Source organism: Nocardioides sp. NPDC006303 (assembly GCF_040613175.1).
In the GTDB taxonomy this organism is placed as follows: Bacteria; Actinomycetota; Actinomycetes; order Propionibacteriales; family Nocardioidaceae; genus Nocardioides.
In genome coordinates this window covers 19,808-45,961 of record NZ_JBEXRR010000048.1, presented here as the reverse complement: position 1 = coordinate 45,961, position 26,154 = coordinate 19,808, and the positions used below count along the sequence as shown (strand labels likewise).

The following is a 26,154-nucleotide window of genomic DNA, read 5'->3' as shown; positions in this document are numbered from 1 at the left end:
GCCGACGTGCTCGACCGGCAGCAGCTCACTGTCGAAGGTACGCAACTCCCGGCCGTCCCGCTGGAGGTGAGCCCGAGATCGTCGACTGTCGACAATCTCACCGTCACGCTCGAGGGCACGCCGGTCGCCGACCAGCAGAGCGACCTGCACTTCCGATTCGAGGACAGCACCGGGAAGGTTGTCGACGATCTACAGCCCTACCTCGGCGCGGCCGGCCACGTCGTGGTCATGAGTGCGGACGGCGAGACGTTCGTGCACGGCCACGCCGAAGGCGACGAGCTGGCGGTCCCCGGCGCCTCGTTCGGGCCCGAGCTCGGGCTGCACCTGGACGTACCGAAGGCCGGTCTCTACCGCCTCTGGGCTCAGTTCCGCCTCGGCGACGGCGAGGTGATCACGGTGCCGTTCACGGTCGAGGCCGTGGATTCGGCCACCGAAACCGCTGGTTGATACCCTGACTCGTCCCTCTCCACAGACGGAGATGGGACATCGCATCAGCCCTCCTGCCATGGAGAGACCATGGCCGCCGAGTCCGTAGGAGGTGGAGAACGCTATGCGCGCCTATGAAGTAATGGTGATCCTCGAGCCCAGCCTCGATGAGCGCACCGTCGCCCCGACCCTTGACAAGTTCCTGAAGGTCGTCACCACTGATGGTGGCACCGTCGAGAACGTTGACGTCTGGGGACGCCGTCGTCTGGCCTATGAGGTCAACAAGAACGCCGAGGGCATCTACGCCGTCGTCAACCTGACCGCCGAGCCCAAGACCGTTCTGGAGCTCGACCGCCAGCTTGGCCTCAACGAGCAGATCCTGCGTACGAAGGTCATCCGTCCGTCCAAGTGACGCGGATGTCACCGTCGGAAAATGTCGGTGCGGGGTCCTATGTTGGGACCCACACGGCCAGTTCGAAATTTATTTGGAACTCCTGAACCGACACCGACACCCAGATCAGACTCAAGGGAGATCTCATGGCAGGCGACACCGTCATCACCGTGATCGGCAACCTCACCGACGACCCGGAGCTTCGCTTCACGCCGTCGGGTGCAGCCGTTGCCAACTTCACGATTGCTTCGACGCCCAGCAGCTTCAACCGTCAGACCAACGCGTGGGAGGACGGGGAGACCCTCTTCCTGCGCTGCTCGATCTGGCGCCAGGCTGCTGAGAACGTCGCCGAGTCCCTGCAGCGCGGCATGCGTGTCGTCGCTCAGGGTCGCCTGAAGTCGAGGTCCTACGAGACGCGTGAGGGCGAGAAGCGCACTGTCTTCGAGCTCGAGTGCGACGAGATCGGTCCCTCGCTCCGCTACGCGACCGCGAAGGTCACCAAGGCCAGCCGCCAGTCCGGCGGCCAGGGTGGCGGCGGCGGTTACAACCAAGGTGGCGGCGGCGGTGGCTACAACCAGGGCGGCGGCTACGGCGGCCCCCAGGGCGGTGGCCAGCAGGCTCCGGCCGGTGGCAACGACCCGTGGGCCTCGCCGGCTCCGCAGCAGCCCGCCAACGCGGGCGGCGGCGCGCCGGCCAACGACCCGTGGGCGACCCCGGGCGTGGGCAACGACGAGCCTCCCTTCTGATCAACAGATCCACATTCCGAATCCCTCAACCATTCCGGTACTCAACCCAGATGCCGCTCCGCGGCTGGGGCCGGGCTTCTAGAAAGGAAGCACCACAATGGCCAAGGCAGTGATTCGCAAGCCTAAGAAGAAGGTTTGCCAGTTCTGCAAGGAGAAGGCGACCGGTGTCGACTACAAGGACGCCACCCTCCTCCGTAAGTTCATCTCCGACCGCGGCAAGATCCGCGCCCGTCGTGTGACCGGCAACTGCGTCCAGCACCAGCGCGACGTGGCCATCGCCGTCAAGAACGCGCGCGAGGTTGCTCTGCTGCCCTACACCTCCACCGGTCGCTGAGGAGGATCGACATGGCTACCAAGATCATCCTTCAGCAGGAGGTCACCGGGCTGGGTTCCGCCGGTGACGTCGTCGAGGTCAAGGACGGCTACGCCCGCAACTACCTGATCCCGCGTGGCGACGCCATCCGTTGGAGCCGCGGCGCCGAGTCGCAGGCCGACTCGATCAAGGCTGCGCGCTCGGCTCGCTCCGTGCGCGACGAGGCTCACGCCGCCGAGATCAAGGGCAAGCTCGAGGCCAACACGGTCAACGTGAAGGTCCGCTCCGGCAAGGACGGCCGCCTCTACGGCGCCGTCACCGCCGCCGACATCGCCGCCGCGGTCTCCGAGACCACCGGCGAGTCGATCGACAAGCGCACCATCGCGCTGGGCAACCCGATCAAGGCGCTCGGTGCTCACGAGGTCTCCGTCAAGCTCCACGACGAGGTGTCCGCCAAGCTGGCCCTCAACGTGGTCCCCGCTTGATCTAGGGATTCCACACAGGCCCGCCTCCTCCGGGAGGCGGGCCTGTTCGTTTTCGCCGAGGCGTCAGGTACGTCGGCCGAGACGTCACTCAGGTCGCCCGACCAGTCACCTGAATGCCATCTCGGCCGACGCGAGTGACGCCTCGGCCGACCTGGGTGACGCTTCGCGTCAGAACTTGTTCGCGATGTCGGTCAGCTTCGCGACGTACGCCGTCCAGTCGTACTCCGGCGGGATGTTGTCGCCCGACTTGCGCCAGCCGACGGCGCCGTCGGCATCCTCGCGGAGGATGTCGGCCTGTCCGCCATGGCCGGCGAGGTCGGCGAAGAGGTGCACCAGCATCTGGTGCAGGGTGACTTCCTCGTTGCCCCAGTGCGGCACATGCCCGATGGCGTCCAGCGACAGCGCCTCGATCGTCTCGTCACCGTGGGCGATGACCCGACGGTAGAGGTCGATGATGCCCTCGATCGTCTCGTCCTCGGTGGCGTACCAGTCCGCCTGCGGGTCGATGTCCCACTGCTCCTCCGAGATCAGCTCCCCGGGATGCGGGAACGGGCGCCCGAACGTCGCCCCGAGATAGACGGCCTCGACCCCGGTGACGTGCTTGATGATGCCGAGAAGGTTGGTGCCGGTCGGCGTACGCGGCAGTCGCGCCTCCCGCTCCGAGAGGCCCTCGACCTTGGAGATCAGCGCCTCGCGGCGAGCGTCGATGTACGTCTTCAAGGTGGTCTTCGGGTCGGTCGCCATGGGATGACCTTGGCCTGCGTCCGGGCCGGGGCACAAGTGAGTATGTGGGACCGATGCCTGGAAACCGGGCTCAGGCGCCGGTGACCAGCCAGCGGTCGCTGCGCGCACGCAGCGTCAGGACCACGAAGCGGGCGCCCATGAAGCCGACCGCGAAGGTGATCCACACCCACACCAGCCCACCGCCGAGGGCAACGGCCAGCGCGACGAGGGGGACATAGGCGACGAGGGTCCAGACCCCACCCCAGGCCAGATAGCGTCCGTCGCCGGCACCGATGAGCACCCCGTCGAGCACGAAGACGACGCCCGCGATCGGCTGCGCGATCGCCGCCACGATCACCACCGGGACCAACAGCTCCCGCACCGCCTGGTCCTCGGTGAAGAGTGCGCCGAGGAACGGGGAGAGAGCAGCCAGGAGTACGCCGGCCACGACTCCGATCACCACGCCCCACCACACCATCCGGGCCGTGATGGCCCGGGTCTCTCGGGTGTCGCCGGCCCCCAGGGACCGCCCGGTCAGCGCCTGTGCGGCGATCGCGATCGCGTCGAGCACGAACGCCAGGAACGTCCACAGCGTGAAGGCGATCTGGTGGGTCGCCAGGGCGACGGCCTGGTCGCCGACGGCGAGGTGGGTGACGGCGTACGTCGTGACCAGCAGCGCCATACGCAGCGTCAGCGTTCGGACCACGAGGGCCACGCCGGCCCGCGCGGAGGCCCGGATCCCGGGCGCATCCGGGCGCAGCGGTACGCCTTGGCCGCGGGCGGCCCGCACCACGACGTACGTCAGCATCCCGGCGGCCAGCACCTGCGCGATCACCGAGCCGATCGCTGAGCCGGCGATGCCGAGCCCGGCGCCGTAGACGAGGGCGAGGTTGAGCACGATGTTGAGTACGTTGGCCACGACCGCCGCGACCAGCGGCGTCTTGGTGTCCTGCAGGCCACGGAGCACGCCGGTGGCCGCGAGCATCATCAGCAGCGGTGTCACCCCGAGGACGGCGATCCGGAGGTAGGTGGTCGCGGGGCCGACGACCTCGTCGCCCGCTCCGACCGCCCGGCTGAGCGGCTCGGCCAGGACCATCACCGGGATCGTGACGACGACCCCGATGATCACCGCGAGCCAGATCCCGTCGATGCCCTGCCGGAGCGCGCCGGCGGTGTCGCCGGCGCCGATGCGGCGGGCGACCGATGCTGTGGTGCCGTACGCGAGGAAGACGCAGAGCCCGACGATCGTCTGGAGCACGACGCCCGCGACGCCGAGGCCGGCGAGCTCGCGGGTGCCGAGGTGGCCGACGATCGCAGAGTCCGCCAGCAGGAAGAGCGGCTCGGCGACGAGGGCCAGAAAGGCGGGGATCGCGAGCCGCCAGATCTCCTTGTCGAGGCCTCGGCGGTCGGTCTTGGAGTAGCTCTTCGCATCCGCCCGGCTCGTCACGGTCTCAAGGTTAAACACCGCCCGCGCGGGGCGTTGTTCAGGGCAGGTGGAAAACCTGTGGAAAACGTCGTTGCGGCGCTATGTCGACAAAACGCCCAAGGGGGTACGACGATCTCGGCGGAGAATCCCGGCGGGGGGCCGACTTTCTTTCGTCCACAGCCTATGGATTGTAAAGTTGCAGGTCAGACCAACTTTACTGATCCTGCGGAACCAGTTATGCACAGGCACTTCCCCAGGCTGTTCACATTGACCAGGGTGTCGTCCACCGCTATCCCCCGGTTATCCCCAGGGCCTGTGGATAACCTGCTGTCGCCGATGTGGGATGCGACGTAAGGTCGCAGAGACTTGAGGGTGTCGTCGAGGGTCGGCCCAGGACTGCGCGAGCAGAACTGTCGGTGCCCGCCCGTAGCGTGGGACCGAATCGACCGAGGTCACGCCGCGACGATCCGCAGACCACGGAGGGCAAGGGAATGAGCGTCACTGAGACCGGCTCGATGGGCGGTCCGGGCGACTTCCCGGAGCCGCCGTTCGAGGAGTGGGGCGACGGCCCAGCGGCGTACGAACCGGGCAACGCCCCGCGCGCGGTCAACGACCGCACGCCACCGCAGGACATGGCAGCCGAGCAGGCTGTCCTCGGCTCGATGCTGATCTCGAAGGACGCCATCGCCGACGTCTCCGAGACTCTGCGGGGCACCGACTTCTACCGCCCGACGCACGAGACCATCTACGACGCGATCATCGACCTCTACGGTCGCGGCGAGCCCGCCGACATGGTCACCGTCGCCGACGAGCTGCGCCGCAAGGCTGAGTTGGAGCGCATCGGTGGGGCCCCTTACCTGCACACTCTTGCCTCCAACGTCCCGATCGCCGCCAACGCGGGCTACTACGGCGAGATCGTCCGCGAGAAGTCGGTCCTGCGCCGCCTGGTCGAGGCCGGCACCAAGATCGTGCAGATCGGCTACGCCGGCGAGGGCGAGGTCGACAACATCGTCGACGAGGCCCAGGCCGAGGTCTTCAAGCTCACCGACAAGCGCTCGGGTGAGGACTACTCCCCGCTCGCCGACATCATGGACGGCGTCCTCGACGAGATCGAGGCGATCTCCAACCGCGAGGCCGGTCTCTACGGCGTACCCACCGGCTTCGCCGACTTCGATGAGCTCACCAACGGCTTCCACGGCGGGCAGATGATCATCGTCGCGGCTCGTCCGGCTATGGGCAAGTCAACCCTCGCCTTGGACTTCTGCCGCGCGGCCTCGATCCACAACAACCTGACCAGCGTCTTCTTCAGCCTGGAGATGAGCCGCTCCGAGATCACCATGCGTCTCCTGAGCGCCGAGGCCAAGGTGCCGCTCAACCACATCCGCAACGGCAACATGTCCGACGACGACTGGAACAAGCTGGCCCGCAAGATGGGCGAGGTCTCCAGCGCGCCGATGTTCATCGACGACAGCCCCAACATGACGATGATGGAGATCCGGAGCAAGGCCCGAAGGCTCAAGCAGCGCCACGATCTCCGGCTCATCGTGATCGACTACCTCCAGCTGATGAGCTCCGGCAAGAAGGTCGAGTCCCGTCAGCTCGAGGTCTCCGAGTTCTCCCGCCAGATCAAGCTGCTGGCCAAGGAGCTCGAGGTCCCGATCATCGCGCTGTCCCAGCTCAACCGTGGTTCCGAGCAGCGCGCCGACAAGCGCCCGGCCGTCTCCGACCTCCGTGAGTCAGGCTCGCTGGAGCAGGACGCCGACATGGTCGTCCTCCTCCACCGCGACGACGTCTACGAGAAGGAGTCGACCCGCCCCGGCGAGGCCGACGTGATCATCGCCAAGCACCGTAACGGCCCCACCCGCGACCTCGTCGTCGCCTTCCAGGGCCACTACAGCCGCTTCGTCGACATGGCCCACTGACTCGGGCGAGGACTCGCCAGAGCCGCGCTTCAGTTCCGTTGCTCGAGTGGCACGTACTCGAAGGTCGGACCGGCGGTGGTCTTCCCGTCGCCGGTCGGCATCTTCATCAGCGCCATCGCCTGCTTGCGGAGCCCGAACATGGCGCCGACGGCGTCCTGCATCTGGCTGGGATCGCCATTGAAGGCCTGCTCGAGCAGGTACAGAACCAGGCTGTAGGTCTGGTTGAACTCCTCCTGGGCGACGCGGATGGGGCTGCCCTCCGGATAGTCGGCGGTACGCGGGTTGGGCCGCATCGGCAGGACACCGTCGAAGTCGATGGCGATCTCCTTGCCGGTCGGCCCGGACTGCGGTGTGTCGCCGGTCTGGTAGCGGCGGCCTAGGCGGAGCTCCTGGAACCTGTAGTAGTGCGCGACCTCGTCCCGGTCGGGGTGGAAGACGTCGCGGTCGCCGTCCCACACGTTCGTACGCGCGGCGCCCTCGCCCTGCTCGACGATCTCCGCCAGCGCGGCCGACGCGGATTTCAGGTCGACGACCGGCAGCACCCCGCCGCCTCCGCCCCGGAGGTGGAGCTCGCCGATCTGCCGGGCCGGGTCGCCGCTGAACACGTTCTCCTCGCCCAGCTGGTCGCACAGGGTGCGCAGGCCGGCCTCGATGGCGGCGTAGAACTGCCCGATCGTCTGATACTCGTCACCCTGCGGAGGCGCGTCGACCGACGCCGGCTGCTCAATGCGTAGGAACAGGTCGAGCGCTTCGGGGCCGAACGGGACGAGATGGACGTGGACGGATCGGTCGCCGTGAGGCAGCGGATGCGGGTACGCCGGAAGCAGCTCCGGTGCGTCCAGCTTGGGAGAGCCGCCGACGGCGTTGAGCAGGTTCGCGGCCAGCGCCAGATGGATCATCTCCTCGGCAAGGACCGTGCCCACGACCTGGGCGGCCTCGGGGTTGCGGGCCGGGTCCAGGGAGTAGAGCGCGCACAGGTAGGGAGGAATCGTCGCGTGCTCGAGCTCGATCGCCCACTGCAGGTGGCGGCGGAGATCGTCGATCGTGTCGATGGCGTGGGCGCCTGGGGTGTCCATTGCGTACCTCGGTTCGTCAGGTCGGTGTCTGCAATCAGGACCGGACCAGCCCTCGGTTTGTGACAGAGGTCCGGCGACGGGTGATCGCATCCGCCGTCGGACCTTCTGTCACAAACCGCAGGCCTGTCCGGTCCTGACTGATGAGCGACGTTCCGGATCGGCCGGGACGCGAGATGGAAGGAACACCATGAAGATCGTCGTGATCGGCGGAACTGGCCTGATCGGCTCGAAGCTCGTCCGGAAGCTGGCCGAGCACGGCCACGAAGCGGTGCCCGCGTCACCCGACTCGGGCGTGAACACCCTGACCGGCGAAGGGCTGGCCGAGGTGCTGGAGGGCGCTGACGTCCTGGTAGACGTCTCGAACTCACCTTCGTTCGCCGACGATGCCGTGCTGGACTTCTTCCGTACGTCCACCGGGAACCTCCTCGCCGCCGAGGAGAAGGCTGGGGTCGGACACCACGTGGCCTTGTCGGTGGTCGGCACCGAGCGTCTCGCGGAGAGCGGCTACTTCCGCGCGAAGATCGAGCAGGAGAGGCTGATCAAGGAGTCCGGACGGCCGTACTCGATCGTGCACGCCACGCAGTTCTTCGAGTTCGTGGGCAGCATCGCCCAAGCGGCCACCGAGGGAAACACGGTCCGTCTGTCGGATGCGCGGATCCAGCCCATCGCAGGCGAGGACGTGGCCGCCGCGGTTGGCCGAGTCTCCGTGGGTACGCCGCTGAACGGCACCGTCGAGGTGGCCGGCCCCGAGCAGTTCGGTCTCGACGAGCTGATCCGCACCGGGCTGAGCTCCCGCGGTGACGCCCGTGAGGTCGTCGCCGACCCGGAGGCGCGCTACTTCGGTGCCGTGCTGGACAAGGACATGCTCCTGCCGGGCCCGGACGCGCAGCTGTCGGACACCCGATTCGCCGACTGGCTGCCGCTGAACCCGCCGCCGGCGAAGTGACCATGAGCGATCACGATCGTCGTGCGGCAGCACTCTGAGAGCCTCTAGAGTTTGGCTGGTGCCGGACGGCGATCGAGGGACGACGGTGGGGGCGTGGGATGACGGATTCCGAGGTGCGTGAGCTCGGTGACGCGGAGGATCTCGAGGCGGCCACCGCTGTCTTCACGCAGGTGCGGCCGCGCCTGTTCGGGATCGCGTATCGCATGCTCAGCAGCGTCACCGAGGCCGAGGACCTCGTGCAGGACGTGTGGCTGCGCTGGCAGGCGTACGACCGGTCCACGGTGGTCAACCCGGAGGCGTTCTTGGCGACCACCACCACCCGGCTGGCCATCAACGTCCTCCAGTCGGCGTGGAAACGGCGCGAGACCTACATCGGGCCGTGGCTGCCCGAACCGGTTGACACCGGGGCGGACCCGTACCTGGGTGCCGAGCGGGCCGAGGCTCTGCAGTTCGCCTCCCTGCTGCTGATGGAGAAGCTCACCCCGAGCGAACGCGCCGCCTACGTCCTGCGAGAAGCCTTCGAATACTCCTACGCGCAGATCGCGGACATCCTGTCCTCGACCGAACCAGCCGTACGTCAGCTGGTCAGCCGGGCACGCAAGCACATCGCCAGCGAGCGGCGGGCGCCGGTGGCCGCGGAGGAGCAGCAGGAGCTGCTGACCACGTTCCTCACCGCTGCCCGCGCCGGCGACCTGACCGCGTTGGAGCGGCTCTTCACGCCGGACGTGACCAGCCTGTCCGACGGCAACGGCCGGACCGGTATCGCCCGTACGCCGCTCGTCGGCGCGGAGCGGGTGGCGAAGTTCCTCAAGGCGATCTCCACCTGGTTCTGGGACGGCGTCGAGGTGCGCTGGACGACCACGAACGGACAGACGTCCGCCGTACTCGTCCGCGACGGCTCCGCGTACGGCCTGGTCACCGTCGGCGCCACCGCCGAAGGCATCTATCAGGTGCTCTGGCTGGTCAACCCCGACAAGAACATGGGCGTGTCCGCCGCAGGCTGAGTCGCCGATGGACACACCTGCGACCGCGAGAGAACGGGGCACGATGTGCGTACATCCTGGGGTCCGCTCGATCGGCACGACGTGGTCGTCCGCAGGTTCGCCGAAGCCTGTGGCGGGGGAGACGTCACCGCACTCACCGCCGTCCTGGGCGTCGAGGTCGTCGGCACCTGCGACGCCGGCGGACTCGTACCCGGCCCTGACGAGCCTCTGCACGGTCAGGCGGAGGTCGCCCATTTGGTCACGACGCTGTGCGGGCAGGCCGGTGTCGACCTGGCCGTCGAGTCCGTCAACGGCCGCGCCGGGCTGGTCCTGCGCCATGGCTCTCGTGCTGTCGCGGTCATCGGCGCGGAGACGGCCGGGTATGAGATCGCGACGCTGTGGATCGTGGTCAACCCGGCCAAGCTGGGCGACTGGCATCGCAGCTGACCGGGCCCGTACGGCGTGTGCCGTACGGGCCCGGTCAGTTCAGCTCCGGTCAGTTCAGCTCCGCGACCATCCCTTCGCCTGGAGTTCTTGCTCGGACACGAACTCGAGCATCGGCTTGCCCGGTTCGCAGAGCATCGTGACGGTGAACCGCACCGGGATGTCGTCGCGGCTGTTGCCGTCCTGGTAGTGGATGACGTCGCCACCGGGCTCCCAGAAAGCCTCGCCGGCACGGACGACCCGCGGCGGCTCGCCCTCGAGCTCGAACACCATCTCGCCCTCCAGTACGTAGCCGAAGGCCGGTCCGGGGTGGCGGTGCGGCGGGGTGCCGGGGTCGCCCGGCGGGTACTCGATGACGATCGTCATCGCGTGCGCCCCCTCCGGGATGAAGGGCGGTTTCGCTTCCTGAAGCACGGTCAGTGACATGGGAGTCCTCCTCGATGAACGGTGCATTCGTTAGACCGGACAGCGAGGCGGTCTGTGACTCCCGGCTCCGCGACACCCACGGGGACCGGCCGCGTGGCGCAGGTGGCTGGTTCAGCTCGCCGGCGCTTCCTGGAGGGCGCGTACCTCCACCCGGCTGCCCAGCGCCCGCGAAGCCCGCTTCGTCCACTCGATAGCGTCGTCGTCGTTGTCGGCCTCGATGATCCAGAACCCACCGAGGTACTCGTCGGCCTTGACGAACGGGCCGGGGGTGAACGTGGGGCTGTCGGAGGTGGCGTCGACGGTGGTCGCGCTCGAGGGCGGCTGGAGGCCGCCGGCGAAGAGGAAGGCTCCGGTGTCCTGGAGCGCGGTGTTGAACGCGTCGACCTCCGCGATGAGCTTCTCCAGTTCGGCGGGGTCGATGTTCTCCATGGTCGGCTCCTCGCTGGAGTCGTGGGGGAGGCTGAGGAAGTACTGCGTCATGGTGACTCTCCTTGAGTGGTGCGAACGTTTCTTGGGCTGAATCCCTGTGGAGAACGCTAAGGAGAGTGAGCGAGACGGCGCATCAGTCACGATGACTGATCTCTGGGGCCGATGACCGGTGGAGGGTCAGCCGGAGGCATCGGAGCTGGTGAGCTTGGCCAGCTCGCTGCGGGCCGTGACCCCCAGCTTCGGATAGGCCTTGTAGAGGTGGTGGCCGACCGTGCGGGGGCTGAGGTAGAGCTTGGCGGCGATCTCCTTGTTGGTGTGCCCGGCCGCAGCCAGCTGGACGATCTGCCACTCCTGAGGGGTGAGCAGGGTGAGCGGACCGCCGGCGCGCTGCTCCTCCCGAGCTCCACCCAGCGCGGTCAGCTCGCTACGGGCGCGCTCAGCCCACAGCCGCGCGCCCAAGCGGTCGAACTCCGAGCTCGCGGCCTCGAGACGGGCTCGCGCCTCGGTACGGCGCCTGCGCCGGCGCAGCCACTCGCCGTAGACCAAGCGAGTGCGGGCGAGATCGTACGGCCCTGCGTGCGCTTCGTGGAGTCGCAGCGCCTCGGCGTACAGCCCGTCGGCTTCGGCGTCGTCGGTCAGGAGTGCGCGAGACCGCAGGAGGAGGCCGGTGGTGACCGGACGGTCCACGTGCTCTGCCCAGCGCGCGAACTCCGTCAGCGCTTCCCGGCACCGGTCCGGTGCGTCGCTACGGGCGGCAGCCTCCACGAGGTCGGGGACGGCCCGCCTGACCACATCTCGGCGGGCGGGTCCACGGCAGACCTCGTCGAGACCATCGAGAGCGGCGCCGAACCGGCGAGCCGAGAGGTCGAGCATGGCCATGCCCCAGCCCGCCAGCTCAGCGTTGACCCGATGACGGGTCCGCGCCTCAGGCAGCACCCGCGCGGCGAGATCGCGGCAGCGGTCCTCCTCACCCCGTACTGCGTGCAGCCAGACCTCGATCGACCGGTGCGCCAGACTCTCGGTCGAGTTGCCGAGCTCGTCCGCGATCTCGACGCCCTCGGCGACGCACGCGTGCGCATCGGCGAACTCCCCGCGCTGCAGCCTGGCCAGCGCGAGCGAGTTGAGTGCGTACGGCACCCACGCCAGCGCACCCGACGCGCGGACCTGCGCCAGCAGCTCCTCCATCTCGGCGACGACGTCGTCCTCGTCACCGATCAGGAGTCCGCCGATACCGGCGGTCATCCGGCGCATCAGGCTGGCCTCCTCGCCGCCACCGGCCGCTTGGAGGGCACGCATCGGTCCGACGGCCAGGTCCGGGCGGCCGGCGAACAGCTCCGCCCAGCCGACGAGAGCATCGACCACCGGTGCCCAGTGCGGTGGCGGGGTCAGGTCACGCATCAGCTCGGCAGCCTGATCCAGGAGATCGTGGGCGGCGCCGTGGCGAGCGGCGTGGACCGCCTCGTACAGGGTGAGCGCGGCGCGCTCGGGATCGGTCTCGCGGACGAGCGTGGCCGCTTCGATGGTCAGCTCCGCATCGGTCCGTGGCGACGCTCGCTCGTACGCCACGGCGCCTCGGACATAGATGGCCTCGGCCCGGACACCCGGGTCCGTCGCCAACGCCAGGGCTTCTGCGGCCAACCTGGAGGCCCGATCGGGTTTGCCGGCGTCGAAGGCGGCCTGCGCGGCTCCCGCGATGCGCCGGCCCATCGACTGCTGGCCGACGCTGAGTCGCCCAGCTCGCTCGAAGGCCGCCGACACCGCCATCGCAGCACCACGTCGCCGTGACCGCTCGGCGGCGGCCTCGAGCTCGGCGGCGACGGCTTCGTCAGGAGCGGTCGTGGCTGCGGCCAGGTGCCAGACGCGACGGTCTGCGTCGGTAGCGGCGGAGAGGACCGCGGCGTACGCGTGGTGCACCTCGATCCGCCGGTGCAGGGGCTCGCCCTGGTAGGCCGCCGCGCGCACCAACGGGTGCTGAAAGGTCACCTTGCTCCCGATCTGGATCAGGGCGGCCCGCTCGGCCGGCTCCAGATCGACGGCGGCGCCGCCCAGGTCCTCGATGACGCGCAGCATCGTCGTCAGCGGTGCCCCCGCGTCCGCGGCAACCACCAGGAGTGCGCGACGGGTGTCCACGGGCAGCGCTGCGATCTGCCGGCGGAACACGTCCTGGACCCGGTGCGCCACCGGCAGAGCGCCGACGCGTCCGGCCGCCTCGGCGTGATCGAGGACGTCGTCGTTGGCCGAGCTGAGCTCGAGGATCGCCAACGGGTTGCCGTGGGACTCCTCGATCACCCGGGCTCGCAGCGGATCGGCCAACCTCGGCGTACGCGCGTCGAGCAGCCGGCCGGCATCGTCGGCGTTCAGCCGCTGGAGGTGCAGCACATCGATGCTCGGGGTCTCGAACGGCAAGGAGGCCTCGCGTACGGCGAACAGCATGGCGACGCGATCGGCACTCAGTCGACGGGCCGCGAAGAGAAGAGCCGCCACCGACTCCTGGTCGATCCACTGGAGGTCGTCGACGACGCAGAGCAGCGGCGCCTCTTCCGCGAGGTCGGCGAGCAGGCCCAGCGTCCCGGCCGAGACCAGGAAGTGGTTCGCCTCGTCCCCCTCAGCCAGGCCCAGAGCGACCCGCAACGCCGCGGCCTGCGGTGCCGGCAGCGTCTCCACGCGGTCGAGGTGCGGGTAGAGCAGCTGGTGCAGGCCGCCGTAGACCAGCTTGGCATCGGACTCGACTCCCGTGCCCCGAACCACTGCCATCCCCTGCTGCTTCGCGACCGAGACCGCGTAGTCGAGCAGGACCGACTTGCCGATGCCCGGCTCTCCGCGCACCGTGAGGGCACCACCGTGCTCCTTGCAGGTCTCCGTCAGAAGCCGATCGACCTGCTGCTTCTCCTCGTCCCGGCCTACGAGCATGAGGCCACCCTAATGAGACCAACCCAGCCGGAAACACCGATATTCGCCGATCCGCTCATGGCGTGAAGAGCCGGTCCAGGTGCTGGTCGATGGCCGCGAGCGCGGCCTCGGATGTGACGACGCCGAGCTCCAGCAGCGGTGTGAATCCGGTCAGCGAGAGGATGAGGTCCGTCTCGATCGCAAGGTTGCGGTCGGCGGAGATGTGTCCATCGGCCATCGCCTCTCGGATGAGACGCTCGACCATGTCACGACCCTCGCGCAGGCCGACGCCGGCCATCTCGCGCAGCTCGGGGTCGTGCAGCGCCTCGAGGACGTACGCGGCGTTCATCCGGCTGGTGGCGCGCGCATCGGGATGCAGCGGGAGCATCTCGGTGAGCACCACCCGCAGTACGTCCCGGGGGTGTGGCGGCTGGTCGAGACCCGTCAGCCCGCGCGCGACCCGCTCTGAGGTCTGTTCAGCTGCGAACTCCATCGCGAACGTCAGCATCGCGGTCCGGGACGAGAAGTAGTGCTGAAGCTGCCCGAGAGAGACATCGGCTTCGCGGGCGACCTCGCGCATGGTCGCTCGGGGCCAGCCCTGTTGTTCGACCACCCGCCACAGCGCATGCGCGATCGCTTCTCGTCGCTCGCGGTGGTCGACCTGCTTCGGCATCGCCTGTCCCCTTCGTCGTTTCAATACGCGTGACATAATACAGGTGACTTATATCCGCAGTCGATGGAGTGGAGGTGACCAAAGGTGATGCACCACGACCCGTACGCCTTCGCGATCGACGACGCCGTCGCGGTCGCTCTGCTCGCCGACTTCCAGGTCCGCAAGGCGATCGCCCGCGGCGACTTCGACGACCTGCCCGGCAGCGGTGAGCCGATCGACCTACCGGACCAGCACGACCCGGAGTGGTGGATCAGGAGCCTCATCGAGCGTGAGCACGTTGTGCTGCTTCCGCCGTCGATCCAGCTCCGCAAGGATGACGCCGCACTGGACGGGCGCCTGGATCAGCTGGCAGACGAGAAGGCCGTACGTCGCGAGATCGACGACTTCAACGCACAAGTGATCCGCGCCCGATATGAACCCCCGGCGGGGCCGCCGCTGATCACGATGCCACGCGACCCCGACACCACGGTGGCCGAATGGGCCGCCCGCCGCGCGGCGCGAGCGAGGAGACCTCGCGAACCGGCAGGCGCGGATGGTCGGCGAAGCCGTCGGTTCCGGCTCTTCCGTCGCCGCTGAGCGCCTCGGCGAGCGCGATGCGTTCGGTACGCTCGCTCAATGGCCGACCTCGATGCCGTCGAAGACCGGATCTGGGCGCTCCTCGCCCGTTACCGCAACGAGCTCGAGGACGCGACGATCTACGGGATGCCGTCGTTGCGCTGGCCCGGGGCGGGCGCCCATGACTACTTCGCGGCGGTCAAGCGGAGCGCGCAGAAGGTGAGCCTCTACGCGATCGCTGTCGACACCTGGCCGGATGCGCTCGAGGGCTCATCGGAGGCCTTCCGCAAGCGGCGTACGGGCAAGGCGACCTTCTCCTTTCCCACGTTGGACGAGGAGATGGCCGCCGAGCTCGAAGGGTTCCTGGAGCGGCTCTACCGGCGCTACCGCGAGCATCACGCCGGCTAGCGGACCGCCCGCTTCACCAGCTCGGTGAGCTTCTTCTCGACGGCCGGGGTCATCGACGTGACGGCGAATACGGTCGGCCAGATGTCGCCGTCGTCGAGGTTCGCCCACTCCTGGAAGCCGACCTCGGCGTAGCGCATCTTGAACTTCCCGGCGCACTTGTAGAAGACCACGACCTTGCCGTCGGAGTTGGCGTAGGCGGGCATGCCGTACCAGGTCTTCGGGGCGAGGTCGGCCGCGTGCGTGGTGACGATCCGGTGGAGCGTCTCGCCGATCGCGCGGTCGTTGTCGTCCATGGCCTCGATCTTCTCGAGGCAGTCCGCGAGGTCGGCCGCGGCCTTCTTGCTGCCGGTCCCACGCTTGGCGGCCGTCCGGCGCTCGGCGGCGGCCTCCTTCATGGCGGCCTTCTCTTCCTCGGTGAACGTGGTGCTCTTCGCCATCGGTCTTTCCTTCCTATCGGGTCCGTTGAGACGAGCCTAAGGAGGCAGAGGCTCCCTACGCTTCTTCGTTCCTGATCAGTCGGGGAGAGGTTTCCGGGCGAAGACGATCGCGCCCGGGACCTCGTCGTCGGGTCGCATGAGGAGCTCGGCCTCGATGCTGAACCCGGCCTCGCGCAGCCGTTGGGAGATCTGCTCGGGCGTACGGCGATGGGTGTCGACGTTGATCGCGCGCCCGGTGTAGCCGGTGGTCGAACGCTGAGTCTCGTCGCCGACGTGGAAGCCGACCAGCACCGAACCGCCGGGCCGCAGCACCCGCCGGAACTCCTCGAACACTCCGGGCACCGCCGCGTCGGGGATATGGATGACGGACCAGAAGGCGAGTACGCCGCCGAGAGACCGGTCCGCCAGCGGCAGATCGGTCATCGACCCGACCTCGAACCCGAGATCGGGATGGTCCTGCCGGGCGATGGTGATCATCTCGGGGGAGAGGTCGATCCCGAACGCGTCGACGCCGAGGTCGTGCAGATGCCGGGTGACGTACCCCGGGCCACAGCCGACATCGGCCACCGGCCCGCCATCGCGCACAGCCTCGGCGAACACCGCCAGGCCGGCGCGGAGGTACGGACGATCGTCCAGCAGGCCGCGTACCTTCTCGGCGTAGCCGGCGGCATCGGTGTCGTACGACTCGCGGGTCTCGTTCAGCCAGTTGTCGGGCATCGAAAATGACTCTAGGGCACGGCGAAGCGCGAGATACTGAGGCGAGCCGCGTGGGGGCACGGCAGCCAGCCGGTCTGAGAGACGAACGGACACCACCATGACCACGCATGACCGCCCGAGCAGGGCCGAGCTCCACGACCGGCCCGGATCGCTACGGGGCACTTCCTGGGAGCTCTTTGAAGACCCGTGGCGCGGTACGCCGTCGTTCGCGGACGAGCAGTGCGTGGTGGCCGCGGCCGAACTCGTCCAGCTGGGCGAGACCTATGGGCTGGACTACCCGATCGACGCATTCATGCCCGGGATGTCCAGCACCGAGAAGCCGGCCGAGCACGTCATCTACGGCAACGACCCGGCTCACCGCGCCGACTATCTCGGCGGCTACTACCTCCAGTCCTCGACCCAGGTCGACGGGCTGCGGCACCGGCGCGCCGACGACGTCGGGTTCTACGGCGAGACCGCCGACGAGCTGATCATCCCGGGGACCGAGGAGATCGGCATCCAGGTCTGGGCCGACCGACCCATCGTCAGCCGGGGAGTCCTGGTGGACATCGCCGGCCTGCTCGCCCGGCGCGATGAGACTCTCGACCACGAGGCCGGCCAGCCGATCCCGTACGACTACATCGACCAGGCTCTCACCGCGCAGGCGATCGAGCTGCGTGCCGGCGACATCGTCATGCTCCACACCGGGTGGTGCGAGTGGTTCCTCGAGCTGACTGCCGAGCAGAAGCTGGCTCAGCATGCCCTCGGTCGCGCCACGGGGATCGAGCAGAGCGAGGAGGTGCTCGACTGGGCCTGGGACTCCGGTCTCGCCCTGCTCGCGGCGGACACCTTCGCGGTCGAGTGCCTGCCGGCCGTGCCCGGCTCGCCCTTCGTCCAGTCGGCGCCGAACGACCGCGGCATGATGCACCAGGAGTTCCTGGCCAAGCTCGGTATGCCGCTCGGTGAGCTGTGGCGGCTCGGGCCGTTGGCACGCCGGATGGACGCGCTGCAGCGGTGGGAGGCCTTCCTCAGCGTCAAGCCGCTCAACGTCACCGGCGCGACCGGCTCACCGGCGAACGCAGTCGCGATCATCTGACGTACGTTGGACGGGAACGCAGCACCGGAGCGAGGGGAGTGCCGTGCGCAGCTGGGTGCGCAGGTCCTTGTGGGACGTCGTGCCGCGCGATCACCGTCAGAGCGACGCCGGCTTGCGGCGCCGCCAGGCGGTCACGGTCGGATTCGTGGTGCTCGGTGCGTTGGTGCTCGGCGTATCGCTCCGCATCGAGCCGGGCAGCGTCTGGTTCTATCCGGCGACCTTCGCCCTGGCCGGTGTCTGGGCCGTCGGCGCCTTCGCGTCCGGGCCGCTGCACCTGGGACGGATCGGCACCTGGCGCCGGCAGGACGCCGAGGACAGACGGCGGCTCGTACGTCCGGTGCTGCCGCCGATCCTGCTCGGCCTCGGTCTGGCCGGGATCTTCGTGATCGGCGGTCTCGTCGTGCGCGAGATCCCGTGGCTGGACCGGCAGGTGCGCTCGGTGCTCGACTTCGCCGACCAGGGCTCGCTCCCGATCCTGGTCGTGGTGACGGCCGTCAACGGGGTGGCGGAGGAGCTGTTCTTCCGCGGTGCGGTCTACGCCGCCCTACCTCGCCATCCGGTCGTCTGGACGTCGGTGGCCTATGTGATCGCGACGCTCGCGACCGGCAACGTGATGCTGGCCTTCGCCGCGATCCTGCTCGGGGTCGTGGTCGGCCTCGAGCGGCGTGCGTCCGGCGGCGTACTCGCGCCGATCCTCACCCACTGTGCGTGGTCGCTGTCGATGCTGCTGGCGCTGCCGCTGCTCTTCGGCTGAGGTCTCAGACGCCCTTGCCCTCAGCCAGCCGCTCGGCCAGGGCACGTCGCACGGCCTCGCGGTAGGGCAACGGCTCGCCGGGCACGACCTCGAGGATGCGCCGGTCCTGCGCGACCACCTCGGTGGTCATCGAGTCGATCAGGTTGCGCCCTGTGGTCAGGTCGACATCGGTCACCAGCGCCAGCCAGTACGACGACAGTCGCGGTGTCAGCACCGGCACCGGGACGACGGGGATCGTTCGGCCGGTGGCCACCTCGGAGGCGACGGTCAGCATGTCGACGTAGGTCATCGCCTCGGGACCGCCGATCTCGAAGACCTCACCGAACGCGTCCTCGTTGTCGATGACACCCGCGAGGTAGCGGATCACGTCGTCGACGGCGATGGGCTGGGTCCGGGTGGCGGTCCACCTCGGCACGACCATGGCGGGGAGGTTCTTGACCAGCTGCCGGGTCAGCTCCCAGGAGACGCCGCCGTGGCCGACGACGATCGCGGCCCGCAGCACCGTGACCGGGACGCCGGCCTCGCCGAGCAGGGCCTCGACCTCGCGGCGAGAGCGCAGGTGGGGAGAGAGGTTCCCGTCATCGTCGCCGAGGCCGCCGAGGTAGACGATCTGGCGCACCCCGGCCCGAGCCGCGGCGGCTCCGAAGGACCGTGCGGCCCGGGCGTCGCGCTCCTCGAAGTCGTCGTGATCGAGCGAGTGCACCAGATAGACCGCCACGTCGACCCCGTCGAGCGCGGCCGACAGGGTGCTCGGGTCGTCGACGTCGGCACCCACCGGCTCACCGGGGCCGTCGTAGTCGTCCGGGCGCCGGGTCATCGCGCGCACCGTGGTGCCGGTTCGGGTCAGCTCCGCGACCAGCCGCCGACCGATGAAGCCGGTCGCGCCGGTGACGAGCACGGTGGGCGAGGTCTCCATGGGTCGAGCCTACGGACGCGGCGAGTCGACCGGTCGGCAGTCCTGCCCGCAACCGTCCTCGGAGACCGGCCCGGAAGCGTGCGATGCCGGCCGATGCAACACGGCACCGGTCGGCGTCACCAGGACGTCGGACCCCTCGACGCGGCCGGTGCCGTCGACGATCAGCGCGTGGTCGCGCGGCGTGAGCGGGGCGTACGTCAGGGTGAGCACCGGATTGGTGGCCAGGTTCGCACGGGTGCCGCCGCCGGGATCCGAGATCCGCAGCGTCGAGCCCTCGACGACCGGGTCCACGACCACGACCTTGATCCGCTCGCCCGCGGTGGTCAGCAGGAAACCGCTGCCGAACCGGTCGAGGGTCGAGGCGAGATCGGGCAACGCGACCGGGATGCTCATGTCTCTCACCCTAGTTCGCGGCGAGGACCGCGAGAGCTGCTTCCGTCGACGAGCCGGGTTCGGGGACGTACGTCACCAGGTTGGTGCTGCTGCCCGGATCGACGGAGAGCGACTCGAACGGCAGGTCGAGGTCGCCGACCACGGGATGGTGCAGCTTCTTCACCCCGGTCGTGTGGATGCGTACGTCATGCGCAGCCCAGCGCACCCGGAACTCTTCGCTGCGGGTGCTGAGCTCGCCCACCAGATCGGAGAGATCGCGGTCGTAGGGGTTGCGGCCTGCCTCCGCGCGCAGCAGGGCGACGGTGTCGTCGGCGGCGTTTCCCCACTCGCGGAAGAAGGTGCCGGCGGTCTCCTCGAGGAACACCATCCGGGCGGTGTTCACCGGCTCGCCGGACGCGTACCACGGAGAGAACACCGCTCGCCCCAGCGAATTGATGGCCAACACGTCGAGGTGCGCGTTGAGCACCATGGCCGGCACGCCGTTCATGGAGTCCACCAACCGCTCGATCGTCGGACGTACGCTCCGGGGCGCCGTGGACCGGCGGCGCCTGGCGACCTGCGCCGGACCGCCCGCGGTGCGGATCAGGTCCATCAGATGCGCGCGCTCGGCCTCGTCGAGCTCGAGTGCCTGGGCGATGCCGTCGACGACGCTCTCCGAGACCCCGGTGGCATCGCCGCGCTCCAGCCGGATGTAGTACTGCGGCGAGACCCCGACGAGGAGCGCGGCCTCCTCGCGGCGCAGGCCGGGCACTCGCCGCCGCTCGCCTCCGTAGCTCGGAAGACCCGCCTGATCAGGTGTGATCCGAGCACGACGCGTGCTCAGGAACTCCCGGATCTCGGCTCGCGCCGCATCGCGGCGACTGGGCACGTCGGAGGTCATGCCCTCCACTGTAGGAGCCTTCGAGCCCGCGTGAGGGTCACTGCCGGTGACCCCACCGAGCGGGCCTTCTTGCGACCCTTCCGTGCTGGTTCAGTGATAGGTGGCGCCCACCAGGGCGCCGACGAACGAGAAGGAAAGCGCATGACTGAGAAGACAGAGAAGACCGAGAAGAACGTCTGGCTCGTGACGGGTGCGGGCCGCGGCCTGGGCGTCGACATCACCCGCGCGGCCCTCGCCGCCGGGCACGCAGTGGTCGCCACCGCCCGGAACCCGAAGAGCGTCACCGGGGCGTTGGGCGAGCACGACGATCTGTTGCCCGTCGCCCTCGACGTCACCGACCCGGCAGCGGCCGAGGCCGCAGTCCAGGAGGCGGTCGAGCGATTCGGCCGTCTCGACGTACTGGTCAACAACGCCGGCAGCTTCCAGGCCGGCTTCTTCGAGGAGATGACGCCCGAGGCGTTCCGCTCCCAGATCGAGACCACGCTGTACGGCCCGATCAACCTCATCCGAGCCGCGCTGCCTCAGCTCCGGCTGCAGCGGGACGGCCTGGTGATGACGATCTCCTCGACGGCCGGCATCGCTCCGGCGGGTGACTTCCTCACCGCGTACGCCGCCTCGAAGTTCGGTGTCGAGGGGTTCATGGAGGCTCTCGGCCCGGAGATCGCTCCGTTCGGGATCCGGACCATGCTCGTCGAGCCCGGCTTCTTCCGCACCGAGCTGCTCACCCCGCAGTCCACCCATTACGCCGTGCCGTCGATCGCGGACTACGCCGACCGCTCGGCCGCGACCGTGGAAGCCTGGCGAGGCATGGACGGCAAGCAGGGCGGTGATCCCGCGAAGCTCGGCGCCGCGCTCGTTCAGCTGGCGGCTCTCGACGAGCCGCCGCTGCGCTTCGCTGCCGGTGCCGACGCCGTCGAGACGTTCGAGACCAAGGCTCGTACGTTGCAGGAGCAGGCTCACGCACACCTCGACCTCTCCACCAGTCTCGCCCACGAGATCGGGTGACGTGCGTCACCGAGCCACGCTTTTTGGAGCACTGCTCTGTTACTCTCGGTGGCCAACGGCCCGGTGCCGACGCCGGTCACGACTTTAAGGAGCAGCAGCATGGTCACCATCTCCAGCGACGGACCGGTATGGACACTCGACCTCGGGGACGGCGAGAACCGCTTCTCGCCCGACTGGCTCGAGGCGGTCGGCTCTGCCCTCGACCAGATCGAGTCGACGACCGAACCGGCGGTGCTGGTCACGATCGGTGGCGGCAAGTTCTACTCGAACGGGCTCGACCTGGAGTGGCTGGGGCAGAACCTCGACCAGCACGACACGTACGTCGCCCGGGTCGAGGACCTCTTCGCCCGCATCCTCACGTTGCCGGTTCCGACGGTCGCCGCGGTCAACGGACACGCGTTCGGCGCGGGCGCCATGCTGGCGATGGCGCACGACTACCGCGTGATGCGTGAGGACCGCGGCTACTTCTGCTTCCCCGAGGTCGACATCCACATCCCCTTCACCGTGGGGATGAATGCCCTCGTCACAAGCAAGCTGACCCCGCGCACGGCGCTCGACGCGATGGCGACCGGGCGCCGCTACGGTGGAGCTGACGGGACGGCGGTGGGCATCGTCGACGCCACCGCTTCGTCGGAGAAGCTGTTCGAGGCGGCCGCCGGCTTCGTGCGCGATCTGGCGGGCAAGGACCGCGCCACCCTCGGCACGATCAAGGCCCGGATGTTCGCGGATGTCGTCACGGCGCTCGGCGCCGGCAACGACGACCCTGCCTGATCGCGGTATGGGACGTCCACGGCAGTACGACGTCGACGACCTTCTGGCGCATGCCCGGGATCTCTGGATCGGGCGAGGCGTCGACGGCCTGACGATCCGAGCGCTGAGCGCGGCGTCGGGTGCGTCCAACGGAGCGGTCTACCACGCGTTCGGGTCCCGCGACGGCCTCCTGGTCCGGGTCTGGGCCGAGGAGGCCGGCCGCTTCCTCACGTTCCAGCGCGACCGTGTGGCGGAGGCGATGCGCGAGGGCGATGCGACGCGCGAGGGCGATGCGACCGCGGCGCTCGTCGCAGCCGCGCTCGCCCCCGCCGCGTACGCGAAGGACAACGAGGACGGCGCCCGGCTTCTGCTGGCTGCGACCGCGGACGATCTGCTGACCTCGGAGCTCGACGCGGAGGGACGTACGCAGTTGCTCGGGCTCCAGAAGGAGCTCGGTGCGCTCCTCGTCGCGCTCGCCTCCGCGCTGTGGGAGCGGCACGACCGTCCCGCGGTCACGATCGTGCGCCACTGCGTCGTCACCCTGCCTGGGGCACTGCTGCTGAACGCCGACCGCATCACCGACCCGCTTGCTCGGCACGCCCTGGAGCATGCGGTCCGCGGCATCGCGGCCGCGCCACCGGCCGGACCTACTCCGGGACCCCGATGATCCGCCGCATGCCCTGGTAGGCGCGGTCGGCGGCCCGGGTGTCGCCGTGGAGGAGGCGGGCCGGGGTGATGAACGAGGCGAGCGACTCGATTCCGAACACGACCGACTCGATGTCGGTGTCCTCGGGCAGATCACCGGCCTCGACAGCGGTGGTGAGATCGGCTCGTAGCGTCTCGCGCCACTGGTTGCGGCCCTGGAGCAGTCGCTCGTGGACGGCGCCGTCGCGCCCGTCGTAGTCGTAGGTCACCTGGGTCATCAGGCATCCGCCGGGGTAGCCGGGGTCGGCGGCGTACTCCGTCCAGGCGTCGCATGCCGCCAGGAGCCGGGGGAGACCGCGCGGGAACCGCTTGACCGTCTCCCAGACCCGGGTGCGGAAGTCGGAGAAGACCAGCTCGACCGTCTCCAGCTGAAGTGCCTCCTTGGTGCGGAACTGGCCGATCACCCCCGACTTGCTCATCCGGACGATCTCGGCCAGCCGCCCGATCGTCACGCTGTCCAGGCCCTCGACCGACGCGAGGTCGGCGGCTGCCTTGACCACGCTTCGTCGGGTCTCGAGTGCCGCCTGCGCGGATGCACGTCCTGCCATGCGCCGAGTTTAGCGCACGAACGATCGCTATTGCATAACGTACGATCGTGCGCTTAATCTGATCGAGCGTCCGCCAACCAGACCACGAAGGAGACGCCGATGACCGAGATCCGCGAGCTGCCCGACCGCTTCGACCTGGAGGCAGCAGATCCCTACTGCACCGACCCCGAGACCGCCACCGAACGGCTCCGCCACCTGCCCTGGCAACGGCTCGCCGTGCTGGGCGACAGCGTCACCGCCGGCGTGCGCGGCCCGCTCGACGGCTACCGCGACGAGTCCTTCGCCGAGCGCCTGGTGAGCGCGCTGGCGAGCACTCGCCCCGGCTTCGAGGCGGTGAATCTCGCCGTCCCGTACCTGACCGTCTCCGAGATCCGGGAGGTGCAGCTCGAGCCGGCCCTGGCCTTCGCCCCCGATGCGGTGCTCGTCAGCGCGGGCGGGAACGACGCCTTCAATCCGTACGATCCGGACCGGCTGCGCGAGGAGCTCGAGCTGCTCCTGGTGCCGCTGGCCGAGAGCGGCGCCGTCATTCTCACCGTCGGGCTCTTCGACCTCGCTCGGTCCGGGCTGGTGCGGGCCGAGGACGCCGCGGACATGGCCCAGCGCTTCGACACCCTCGACCGGATCACCGCCGAGATCACCCGGAGCCTGGGCGGCATCCACATCGACACCCATCACCACCCGCTGGCGGCCGACCCGGACATCTACGCCCGCGACCGCATCCACGGCAACGCTCGCGGCCACGCGGTCGCCTTCGCGGCCATCGTCGACGCGCTCGCCTGACCGACGTGCGGCTGCGGGAGGATGAGGAGGTGACCCGCCCCGACTCCGCGTACCGCTCGGACTGCTCCCGCTGCGCCGGCCTGTGCTGCGTCGCGCTGTCCTTCACCCGCTCGGCGGACTTCCCCGAGGACAAGGCGGCCGGCGATCCGTGCCGTCACCTCGGCCCCGACTTCGGGTGCGGGATCCACGACCGGCTGCGCGACCGCGGCTACAACGGATGCACGGTCTTCGAGTGCTCCGGCGCCGGTCAGCAGGTCACCCAGGTGACCTTCGGCGGCGCGGACTGGCGTACGGAGCCAGACCTGCGGCAGAGCATGTTCGACGTCTTCGACGTGATGCGGCAGCTCCACGAGATGCTGGCCCTGCTCGAGGAGGCGGCCTGGCGCGGCACCGCGACCGACCTCTCCGAGGCGACCGAGCTGGTGTCCGCGGCAACGGCCGGCGCTGCCGAGCAGGTCCTCGCCACCGACGTTCCCGCGCTCCGCACGGTCGTCGGGAATGCGCTCCGGCAGGTGAGTGGGGAGGTACGCCGCCCCGCCGGCCCGGCGCTGAGCGGTGCCGACCTCGTCGGCCGGGACCTGCGCCGGCGAGACCTGCGGCGCGCCGATCTCCGGAGCGCTCTCCTGATCTCCGTCGACCTGCGCGGTGTGGACCTGGCCGATGCCGACCTGCTCGGCGCCGACCTCCGCGATGCCGCGGTCGCCGGTGCGGACCTGTCCCGAGCGCTCTTCCTCGGCCAGGCGCAGGTCAACGCCACGCGTGGAGACGCGAGCACGCGCCTGCCGGACGGCCTCGCCCGCCCCGCGCACTGGGGATAAGCCGAAATGGCGAGAGCGGCAGCCGGACCTGGATCCGGCTGCCGCTCTCGCGTGGTCGTGAAGATCAGGCCAGCGTGGCCGTGTCGATCACGAAGCGGTAGCGCACGTCGGAGGCCAGGACCCGCGCGTACGCCTCGTTGATCTGCTCCGCCGAGATCACCTCGACCTCGGAGCCGATGCCGTGCTCGGCGCAGAAGTCGAGCATCTCCTGGGTCAGCTCGATGCCGCCGATCATCGAGCCGGCGAAGTTGCGCCGGTTGGTGATCAGCGAGAACACGTTGACGCTCAGCGGCTCCGCGGGGGCGCCGACGTTGACCATGGTGCCGTCCACGGCGAGCAGGCCGAGGTAGGCGTCCAGGTCGATCTTCGCGCTGACGGTGTTCACGATCAGGTCGAACGAGCTGGCCAGCTGCTCGAACGTCGCCGGGTCGGAGGTCGCGAAGTAGTGGTCCGCGCCGAGCCGCAGCCCGTCCTCCTGCTTCTTCAGCGACTGCGAGAGCACGGTGACCTCGGCGCCCATCGCGTGGGCGATCTGGACGCCCATGTGGCCGAGGCCGCCGAGGCCGACGATCGCGACCTTCTTGCCCGGGCCGGCGCCCCACTTCTTCAGGGGCGCGTACGTCGTGATGCCGGCGCAGAGCAGCGGCGTCGCGACCGCCGCATCCATGCCCTCGGGCACCTTGAGCGCGAAGTGGGCGTCGACGACGACGTGGGTCGAGTAGCCGCCCTGGGTGAACGAACCGTCGCGGTCCTTCGCGGCGTACGTCCCGACGCCGCCGCCCGGGGTCGAGCAGTGCTGCTCATCGCCGTTGCGGCAGTTGTCGCACTCGCGGCACGAGTTCACGAAGCAGCCGACGCCGACACGGTCGCCGACCTTGTGGTTGGTGACCGACGAGCCGACCTCGGTGACGCGGCCGACGATCTCGTGGCCCGGGACGACCGGGAACGGCTGCGGGCCCCAGTCACCGTTGACGGTGTGGATGTCGGAGTGGCAGATGCCGGCGTACTCGATCGCGATGAGGACGTCGTTGGCGCCCACCTCACGGCGCTCGATGGTGATCGGGGCCAGCGGCTCGCCGGCGGAAGGTGCTGCGTACGCGTTGACGCGCATGGGG

31 protein-coding genes and 1 pseudogene are annotated in these 26,154 nt (G+C 69.2%); 18 read left to right on the top strand and 14 right to left on the bottom strand.

What is annotated here, in order from left to right:
• From ABZY89_RS25855 to rplI, 5 genes and pseudogenes are all read left to right on the top strand, one after another.
• A pseudogene (locus tag ABZY89_RS25855) lies at positions 1–447 on the top strand (ATPase P); the annotation flags it as partial.
• A gap of 103 nt (positions 448–550) precedes the next feature.
• Entirely contained in the window at positions 551–838 is a 288-nt protein-coding gene (rpsF, locus tag ABZY89_RS25850; RefSeq protein ID WP_091044123.1) for a 30S ribosomal protein S6, read from the top strand.
• Between the two features lie 125 nt (positions 839–963).
• Positions 964–1,563 carry a single-stranded DNA-binding protein gene (locus tag ABZY89_RS25845; protein WP_355231844.1) on the top strand — a complete coding sequence of 200 codons (600 nt, stop codon included), beginning with the start codon at positions 964–966 and terminating at the stop codon, positions 1,561–1,563.
• A gap of 97 nt (positions 1,564–1,660) precedes the next feature.
• Positions 1,661–1,897: a 30S ribosomal protein S18 gene (gene rpsR / locus ABZY89_RS25840; RefSeq protein WP_008355445.1), complete on the top strand. Its 237-nt coding sequence runs from the start codon at positions 1,661–1,663 to the stop codon at positions 1,895–1,897.
• Positions 1,898–1,908: 11 nt separating this feature from the next.
• A complete protein-coding gene (gene rplI / locus ABZY89_RS25835; protein WP_141801967.1) occupies positions 1,909–2,361 on the top strand; it encodes a 50S ribosomal protein L9 in 453 nt (150 codons plus the stop codon).
• Positions 2,362–2,529: 168 nt separating this feature from the next.
• Here the strand turns inward: rplI and ABZY89_RS25830 are convergent, their stop codons facing one another.
• On the bottom strand, positions 2,530–3,105 hold the full coding sequence (locus tag ABZY89_RS25830; RefSeq protein ID WP_355231842.1) for a DinB family protein: 576 nt from the start codon (positions 3,103–3,105) through the stop codon (positions 2,530–2,532).
• Between the two features lie 70 nt (positions 3,106–3,175).
• On the bottom strand, positions 3,176–4,531 hold the full coding sequence (locus tag ABZY89_RS25825) for an MATE family efflux transporter (protein ID WP_355231840.1): 1,356 nt from the start codon (positions 4,529–4,531) through the stop codon (positions 3,176–3,178).
• A 470-nt stretch (positions 4,532–5,001) separates the two neighbouring features.
• Between ABZY89_RS25825 and dnaB the strand changes: the two genes are divergently transcribed.
• Positions 5,002–6,432 (top strand): replicative DNA helicase, encoded by a 1,431-nt coding sequence (gene dnaB / locus ABZY89_RS25820; protein ID WP_350665421.1) that lies wholly within the window; start codon positions 5,002–5,004, stop codon positions 6,430–6,432.
• Between the two features lie 29 nt (positions 6,433–6,461).
• On the opposite strand, the gene ABZY89_RS25815 is transcribed toward dnaB, so the two are convergent.
• Positions 6,462–7,508, bottom strand: a complete 1,047-nt coding sequence (locus ABZY89_RS25815; protein WP_355231839.1) for a ferritin-like protein — start codon at positions 7,506–7,508, stop codon at positions 6,462–6,464.
• Positions 7,509–7,695: 187 nt separating this feature from the next.
• Between ABZY89_RS25815 and ABZY89_RS25810 the strand changes: the two genes are divergently transcribed.
• From ABZY89_RS25810 to ABZY89_RS25800, 3 genes are all read left to right on the top strand, one after another.
• Positions 7,696–8,454 (top strand): SDR family oxidoreductase, encoded by a 759-nt coding sequence (locus tag ABZY89_RS25810; protein ID WP_355231837.1) that lies wholly within the window; start codon positions 7,696–7,698, stop codon positions 8,452–8,454.
• 98 nt (positions 8,455–8,552) lie between these two features.
• On the top strand, positions 8,553–9,458 hold the full coding sequence (locus ABZY89_RS25805) for an RNA polymerase sigma-70 factor (RefSeq protein ID WP_355231835.1): 906 nt from the start codon (positions 8,553–8,555) through the stop codon (positions 9,456–9,458).
• Between the two features lie 45 nt (positions 9,459–9,503).
• The gene (locus ABZY89_RS25800; protein ID WP_355231833.1) at positions 9,504–9,884 is read left to right on the top strand and encodes a hypothetical protein; all 381 of its coding nucleotides are present in this window, start codon (positions 9,504–9,506) and stop codon (positions 9,882–9,884) included.
• A gap of 54 nt (positions 9,885–9,938) precedes the next feature.
• Here ABZY89_RS25800 and ABZY89_RS25795 read toward each other — a convergent pair whose 3' ends face one another.
• The 4 genes from ABZY89_RS25795 to ABZY89_RS25780 all read right to left on the bottom strand — a co-directional run bounded on the left by ABZY89_RS25795 (position 9,939) and on the right by ABZY89_RS25780 (position 14,298).
• Positions 9,939–10,307, bottom strand: a complete 369-nt coding sequence (locus ABZY89_RS25795) for a cupin domain-containing protein (RefSeq protein WP_355231831.1) — start codon at positions 10,305–10,307, stop codon at positions 9,939–9,941.
• A 111-nt stretch (positions 10,308–10,418) separates the two neighbouring features.
• Complete coding sequence (locus tag ABZY89_RS25790; protein WP_355231829.1) at positions 10,419–10,787, bottom strand: YciI family protein; 369 nt, start codon at positions 10,785–10,787, stop codon at positions 10,419–10,421.
• A gap of 126 nt (positions 10,788–10,913) precedes the next feature.
• Positions 10,914–13,646, bottom strand: coding sequence for an AAA family ATPase (locus ABZY89_RS25785; protein WP_355231828.1), 2,733 nt, complete (start codon positions 13,644–13,646; stop codon positions 10,914–10,916).
• 55 nt (positions 13,647–13,701) lie between these two features.
• The gene (locus ABZY89_RS25780; RefSeq protein WP_355231826.1) at positions 13,702–14,298 is read right to left on the bottom strand and encodes a TetR/AcrR family transcriptional regulator; all 597 of its coding nucleotides are present in this window, start codon (positions 14,296–14,298) and stop codon (positions 13,702–13,704) included.
• Positions 14,299–14,385: 87 nt separating this feature from the next.
• Between ABZY89_RS25780 and ABZY89_RS25775 the strand changes: the two genes are divergently transcribed.
• A complete protein-coding gene (locus ABZY89_RS25775; RefSeq protein ID WP_355231846.1) occupies positions 14,386–14,874 on the top strand; it encodes a DUF1992 domain-containing protein in 489 nt (162 codons plus the stop codon).
• A 39-nt stretch (positions 14,875–14,913) separates the two neighbouring features.
• Complete coding sequence (locus tag ABZY89_RS25770; protein WP_355231824.1) at positions 14,914–15,261, top strand: hypothetical protein; 348 nt, start codon at positions 14,914–14,916, stop codon at positions 15,259–15,261.
• Here ABZY89_RS25770 and ABZY89_RS25765 read toward each other — a convergent pair.
• On the bottom strand, positions 15,258–15,698 hold the full coding sequence (locus tag ABZY89_RS25765; RefSeq protein ID WP_355231822.1) for a hypothetical protein: 441 nt from the start codon (positions 15,696–15,698) through the stop codon (positions 15,258–15,260). The genes ABZY89_RS25770 and ABZY89_RS25765 overlap by 4 nt on opposite strands.
• Positions 15,699–15,773: 75 nt before the next feature.
• Positions 15,774–16,415, bottom strand: coding sequence for a methyltransferase domain-containing protein (locus ABZY89_RS25760; protein ID WP_355231821.1), 642 nt, complete (start codon positions 16,413–16,415; stop codon positions 15,774–15,776).
• A 97-nt stretch (positions 16,416–16,512) separates the two neighbouring features.
• Here ABZY89_RS25760 and ABZY89_RS25755 point away from each other — a divergent pair, with 97 nt between their 5' ends.
• Together ABZY89_RS25755 and ABZY89_RS25750 are read left to right on the top strand one after the other, a co-directional pair.
• Positions 16,513–17,490: a cyclase family protein gene (locus tag ABZY89_RS25755; RefSeq protein ID WP_355231819.1), complete on the top strand. Its 978-nt coding sequence runs from the start codon at positions 16,513–16,515 to the stop codon at positions 17,488–17,490.
• A 43-nt stretch (positions 17,491–17,533) separates the two neighbouring features.
• Positions 17,534–18,244 (top strand): type II CAAX endopeptidase family protein, encoded by a 711-nt coding sequence (locus tag ABZY89_RS25750; RefSeq protein ID WP_355231818.1) that lies wholly within the window; start codon positions 17,534–17,536, stop codon positions 18,242–18,244.
• Positions 18,245–18,248: 4 nt separating this feature from the next.
• Here the strand turns inward: ABZY89_RS25750 and ABZY89_RS25745 are convergent, their stop codons facing one another.
• The 3 genes from ABZY89_RS25745 to ABZY89_RS25735 are packed head-to-tail and all read right to left on the bottom strand — an operon-like array spanning position 18,249 to position 20,433.
• Positions 18,249–19,160, bottom strand: a complete 912-nt coding sequence (locus ABZY89_RS25745) for an NAD(P)H-binding protein (RefSeq protein WP_355231816.1) — start codon at positions 19,158–19,160, stop codon at positions 18,249–18,251.
• 9 nt (positions 19,161–19,169) lie between these two features.
• Positions 19,170–19,553: a pyridoxamine 5'-phosphate oxidase gene (locus ABZY89_RS25740; protein ID WP_355231814.1), complete on the bottom strand. Its 384-nt coding sequence runs from the start codon at positions 19,551–19,553 to the stop codon at positions 19,170–19,172.
• Between the two features lie 10 nt (positions 19,554–19,563).
• Positions 19,564–20,433 carry a helix-turn-helix transcriptional regulator gene (locus ABZY89_RS25735; protein ID WP_355231812.1) on the bottom strand — a complete coding sequence of 290 codons (870 nt, stop codon included), beginning with the start codon at positions 20,431–20,433 and terminating at the stop codon, positions 19,564–19,566.
• A 141-nt stretch (positions 20,434–20,574) separates the two neighbouring features.
• On the opposite strand from ABZY89_RS25735, the gene ABZY89_RS25730 reads away from it, so the two are divergent.
• The 3 genes from ABZY89_RS25730 to ABZY89_RS25720 all read left to right on the top strand — a co-directional run bounded on the left by ABZY89_RS25730 (position 20,575) and on the right by ABZY89_RS25720 (position 22,855).
• Positions 20,575–21,438 (top strand): SDR family oxidoreductase, encoded by an 864-nt coding sequence (locus tag ABZY89_RS25730; RefSeq protein ID WP_355231811.1) that lies wholly within the window; start codon positions 20,575–20,577, stop codon positions 21,436–21,438.
• Between the two features lie 99 nt (positions 21,439–21,537).
• Positions 21,538–22,209, top strand: a complete 672-nt coding sequence (locus tag ABZY89_RS25725) for an enoyl-CoA hydratase-related protein (protein WP_355231809.1) — start codon at positions 21,538–21,540, stop codon at positions 22,207–22,209.
• Positions 22,210–22,216: 7 nt separating this feature from the next.
• Positions 22,217–22,855, top strand: coding sequence for a helix-turn-helix domain-containing protein (locus ABZY89_RS25720; RefSeq protein WP_355231807.1), 639 nt, complete (start codon positions 22,217–22,219; stop codon positions 22,853–22,855).
• Here ABZY89_RS25720 and ABZY89_RS25715 read toward each other — a convergent pair.
• Entirely contained in the window at positions 22,836–23,441 is a 606-nt protein-coding gene (locus ABZY89_RS25715) for a TetR family transcriptional regulator (protein WP_355231805.1), read from the bottom strand. The genes ABZY89_RS25720 and ABZY89_RS25715 overlap by 20 nt on opposite strands.
• Before the next feature lie 99 nt (positions 23,442–23,540).
• Between ABZY89_RS25715 and ABZY89_RS25710 the strand changes: the two genes are divergently transcribed.
• Both ABZY89_RS25710 and ABZY89_RS25705 read left to right on the top strand, forming a co-directional pair.
• On the top strand, positions 23,541–24,221 hold the full coding sequence (locus ABZY89_RS25710; protein ID WP_355231803.1) for an SGNH/GDSL hydrolase family protein: 681 nt from the start codon (positions 23,541–23,543) through the stop codon (positions 24,219–24,221).
• A 29-nt stretch (positions 24,222–24,250) separates the two neighbouring features.
• Positions 24,251–25,039 carry a pentapeptide repeat-containing protein gene (locus tag ABZY89_RS25705; protein WP_355231801.1) on the top strand — a complete coding sequence of 263 codons (789 nt, stop codon included), beginning with the start codon at positions 24,251–24,253 and terminating at the stop codon, positions 25,037–25,039.
• Between the two features lie 64 nt (positions 25,040–25,103).
• Here ABZY89_RS25705 and ABZY89_RS25700 read toward each other — a convergent pair whose 3' ends face one another.
• Positions 25,104–26,150 carry an NAD(P)-dependent alcohol dehydrogenase gene (locus ABZY89_RS25700; RefSeq protein WP_355231799.1) on the bottom strand — a complete coding sequence of 349 codons (1,047 nt, stop codon included), beginning with the start codon at positions 26,148–26,150 and terminating at the stop codon, positions 25,104–25,106.
• Positions 26,151–26,154: the final 4 nt, after the last annotated feature.